The organism is Streptomyces sp. NH27, from assembly GCF_056859195.1.
In genome coordinates this window covers 1-3,472 of record NZ_JACEGK010000686.1, presented here as the reverse complement: position 1 = coordinate 3,472, position 3,472 = coordinate 1, and the positions used below count along the sequence as shown (strand labels likewise).

Sequence of the window (3,472 nt, the reverse complement as noted above, 5' to 3'; positions counted from 1 at the left end):
CCTTCAGCATCGGCGCCTACCCGGACCTGGTACGGGTACGGGAGCGCTGGTCGCGCCGGGTGGGCAGCTGGCCGGCGAGCGTGCTTGCGGCCGTGCACGTGCTGCGTACCTGCGAGCCGGTCGAGGTGGTGGTGAACGGGCGGCCGCGCTCGGTGTGGCTGCTCTTCGCGGGGAACTGCCGCTATTCCAGCTGGGGGCCGGCGCCGGTGCGGCGGCGGGACCTGGCCGACGGGCTGCTGGACGTGCGGATGGTGGACGGCGGGCCGTTCGCCAGGACCCGGATGCTGGGCGCCGCCCTGACCGGGGCGCTCACCTCGTCGCCGGTCTACACCGCGGCGGCCGTGCCGAGGCTGCGGGTGCGGGTGCCGGGCGCGGGTGTGCACCTCGCGTGCGACGGCGAGGGGGCGGCCGCGCCCGGCGAGGTACTGCTGGACAAGTCGCCGGGCGGCCTGGTGGTGTACCGGGCCTGATCCCGGCGCACGCGGACGGCATACGCAGGGGACGGCACGCACGCGGACGGTCACGGACGGCCACGGCGGTTTCCCGCCGGGGCCGTCCGGGGCCTGTGGCGCGTGGCCTGGGGCGCGTGGCCGATCGGCCGGGGTGGTCAGTTGCCGCTGACCAGCCCGGCCAGCGCCCGTACCCCCTCGCCGGAGATGCTCAGCGCGTCCTCGTTGCCCGTGTCGATGGACAGGATCAGCTCGTCCGACGGCCAGGCTCCGCTGAGCACCGCGAGCTGGACCAGCCGGTAGCGGCGGGTGGCGGGCAGCGCGTCGGCCATCCGGGTCTCCGAGGTGAAGACGGGGACGAGCTGGCGGCCGTCCTCCTGCTCGTAGACCGGTAGCTGGATCTCGCGCGGCGGCTCGGCAGGGGCGGCGTCCGCCTCCTGCGGGCGTTCCTCGGCACCGGGCACCGGCAGCAGCACCTCGCTCACCGCGAGGGTGCTCAGCGCGATCACGTTCTCGCTGCCTTGGGAGATCTCGTGGAGGGCACGCTGCGCAGGGGGCAGGGCACCGTCGGGGTTGATGTCGGTCATCGTCGTGGTTTCCTCTCGCCGCGGCTGCGCTCGGTGTCTGCAAGTGGCTGAACCCGGCGCGTACCCAGCACGGGCCGGAGCATGCCGCCCGCTTTCCGGAATCACCCCGGGGCGGCCGCCCGGCTCACTCGTACTCGGTGCCGCCCTTGCGGGTCAGGTACGCGTCGCCGACCACCTTGGCGATGGCCCGGCCGCCGACCGCGGGGCTGTACTTCCCGTCGGCGGTACGGATCACCACCCCCTCGCGGATGTGCAGCTCCCGGCCGGAGACCGTCTCGTTGCCCGCGGCGAGCGCGAGTATCCGGTCCAGGTCGAACGGGCCGTGGAACAGCCTCGGTACGAGCGGCAGTTCGCCGTCGAGGAGGTCGGCGGGGTCGAACCAGCTCAGCTGTCCGGCGATGTCCGCGCACACGTCGAACGCGGCGAACCCGGGCAGTTCGGTGCCCGCGTTCGTGCCGTAGTCGAGGTCCTGCACGCCCTTGCCGAAGACCTCGCCGAAGATCCCGACCCGGTCCGCACCCAACCGCTCGGCGAGGGCGGCGGCCACTGCGGGCAGGCCGTACCCGTGCACGGCGCGCCAGTAGAGGTTGCCGTCGGCCTCCTTCAGCGCGAGTTGCCTGGCGCCCAGGCCCTTGGACGTGACGTCGAGGGTGCCGGAACCGGCGTAGTAGGTGAGGCAGCAGGCGGTGCCGTGCAGTTTCTCGGTGACGGTGACCTGGTCACCGGGCGCGAAGATGTCCGGGTAGCGCTTGAGGTTCTCGATGTCGATCCACGGCAGCAGGTCGGGCGCGGTGTCCACCTCACCGCTCATCGAAATCGGCACCGGGGGTACCCACTTGACGATCTCCAGCAGTTCGGTGAAGTCCGCGTCGTCGGTGGCGGCGCGCTCCAGGTCGATGCCGTCGAGCGCGCTCGGCCGGCACACAATGCCCTGGGACAGCTCGCCGCGCAGCCGCACCGCCCGTACCCGGTTCTTCCTCGAACCGGCCAGCCGCCCGGTCAGGCCGAGTTCGGCGATCAGCGGCTCGGGCAGCACGGACTGCTCGGGTATGTAGACCGCGAACTCCCCGGTGCGATAGGCCCCTTTGGCCACCACCGCGCGATAGAGACCGACCTGCGCCAGCTCCAGCGCGTCGGCGTTCGGGTGGTCGAGGATCGTGAGCCGCTCGACGGTGACTCGCAGCGTGGACATGGTGAGGCCCCCTTGGTGTGCCGTGTCTGCGGCGCCGTCCCGGCCCGCGCCCCCACTGTGCGTGGCGTCCGGGGCGACGGGCCAACGGTTTTAGCGGGCCCTTCATCCCAACTGGCTTTCCCGGTAGGCGGTTTGGTGGCCGCTACTGGTCAGGAGCCGGCCGTCGCGAAGCCCGGCCGGACCTCGGTACCACTCGGTGCCGCCAGTGCCTTGGTCATGAAGACGCGGCTGGTGCCCGGCGGATCGCAGGGGACCTCGCCCAGCCGCTGCCACCCCTGCTTCCGGTAGAAGTCCGGGGCCTGGAAGCTGATCGTGTAGAGCACGGCGGAGCGGCAGCCACGGGCGCGGGCCTCCGGCCCTTTGCCAGCAAGGGGAGTTGGGGCAGCGACCGTGCCCCGGGCAACCCCTGCCCGCCGCAGCCGCGGACCCGGTCGGGCCGGCGCGGCTCCACCGGCGGTCGGCAGGGCGCGAATTGTGATCAACGCGGCGGCCGACGAGGGTTCAGTCATGCGATACAACATCATCGGCGCGGGCGCGGTGGGCGGCGCCATCGGGGGACGGCTCTTCGACAGCGGCCGCGAGGTCGTACCCGTGGCACGTGGGGCGCACCTGGAAGCCGCGCCGCCCGGGAGCGCCGCGCCCCCGGCGAACTGACGGCCGCGGAGCGCGCGGCCGTGCTGGACGCGGGCAACTGACCCGCGTCCAGCCGTACTTCACCGCCTCATTGCTGGGCCGTCGGGGGCTCCTGCGGGCGCATCCGGAAGTCGTACGCGGCGGGCAGCGGGTGCTCGCGGCGGGTCCGGGCGCGCGCGTCGTCCGACGTGCCGTCGTGCGGCTTCGCGTCGTCCGCGGCCGGGGCGCCGTCGGTGAGCAGGGCCTCGGCGACGGCGTACCAGGTGTCGCTGAGCGCTTCGTCGCCCTCGGCCAGGTCGTCGACGACCACGCCCTCGTCGAGCAGGGCGCGGGCCCTGACCGGGTCGCCCTGAGCCAGGGCGGTACGGGCCCGCAGCAGCCGTACGCGGCCGCCGTCGAGGGGAGTGGCGCCGGCGTCGGGGCCGGGCACGGGGCGGTCGAGGATGCGTGCGGCGTCGTCGGCGCGGCCCGCCGCGAGCAGCGCGGGGACGGCCTCCAGGGCGTAGGCGCGCAGCGCGGTGCGGGCGGACTGCCTTACGGATTCGGTGGGTTGGGGGTCCGCCGGCGCGGGTGCGAGGGTGCTGCCCGGGTCGGCGGCGACGTCGGCGGGG

The 3,472-nt window shown here is 73.9% G+C and carries 4 protein-coding genes and 2 pseudogenes; 2 read left to right on the top strand and 4 right to left on the bottom strand.

All coding sequences use genetic code 11. From position 1 onward, the window contains the following. Positions 1 to 470: diacylglycerol/lipid kinase family protein (locus AC13HU_RS34415; RefSeq protein WP_483045922.1), on the top strand; the 470-nt coding region annotated here is incomplete at its 5' end. Between the two features lie 137 nt (positions 471 to 607). On the opposite strand, the gene AC13HU_RS34410 is transcribed toward AC13HU_RS34415, so the two are convergent. From AC13HU_RS34410 to AC13HU_RS34400, 3 genes are all read right to left on the bottom strand, one after another. Beyond that, complete coding sequence (locus tag AC13HU_RS34410; protein ID WP_483045921.1) at positions 608 to 1,036, bottom strand: SseB family protein; 429 nt, start codon at positions 1,034 to 1,036, stop codon at positions 608 to 610. A 124-nt stretch (positions 1,037 to 1,160) separates the two neighbouring features. After that, positions 1,161 to 2,228: an RNA ligase (ATP) gene (locus tag AC13HU_RS34405; protein WP_483045920.1), complete on the bottom strand. Its 1,068-nt coding sequence runs from the start codon at positions 2,226 to 2,228 to the stop codon at positions 1,161 to 1,163. 149 nt (positions 2,229 to 2,377) lie between these two features. Continuing rightward, on the bottom strand, positions 2,378 to 2,551 hold the full coding sequence (locus AC13HU_RS34400; protein ID WP_483045919.1) for a hypothetical protein: 174 nt from the start codon (positions 2,549 to 2,551) through the stop codon (positions 2,378 to 2,380). 184 nt (positions 2,552 to 2,735) lie between these two features. Between AC13HU_RS34400 and AC13HU_RS34395 the strand changes: the two are divergent. Continuing rightward, positions 2,736 to 2,846 (top strand): annotated as a pseudogene (locus tag AC13HU_RS34395) (2-dehydropantoate 2-reductase N-terminal domain-containing protein); the annotation flags it as partial. Between the two features lie 103 nt (positions 2,847 to 2,949). Here the strand turns inward: AC13HU_RS34395 and AC13HU_RS34390 are convergent. Further along, positions 2,950 to 3,472 (bottom strand): annotated as a pseudogene (locus tag AC13HU_RS34390) (hypothetical protein); the annotation flags it as partial.

Bases quoted from the DNA above. Each gene is read 5' to 3' on its own strand.
- AC13HU_RS34410 (WP_483045921.1), bottom strand. From the start codon at position 1,036: ATGACCGACATCAACCCCGACGGTGCCCTGCCCCCTGCGCAGCGTGCC.
- AC13HU_RS34405 (WP_483045920.1), bottom strand. From the start codon at position 2,228: ATGTCCACGCTGCGAGTCACCGTCGAGCGGCTCACGATCCTCGACCAC.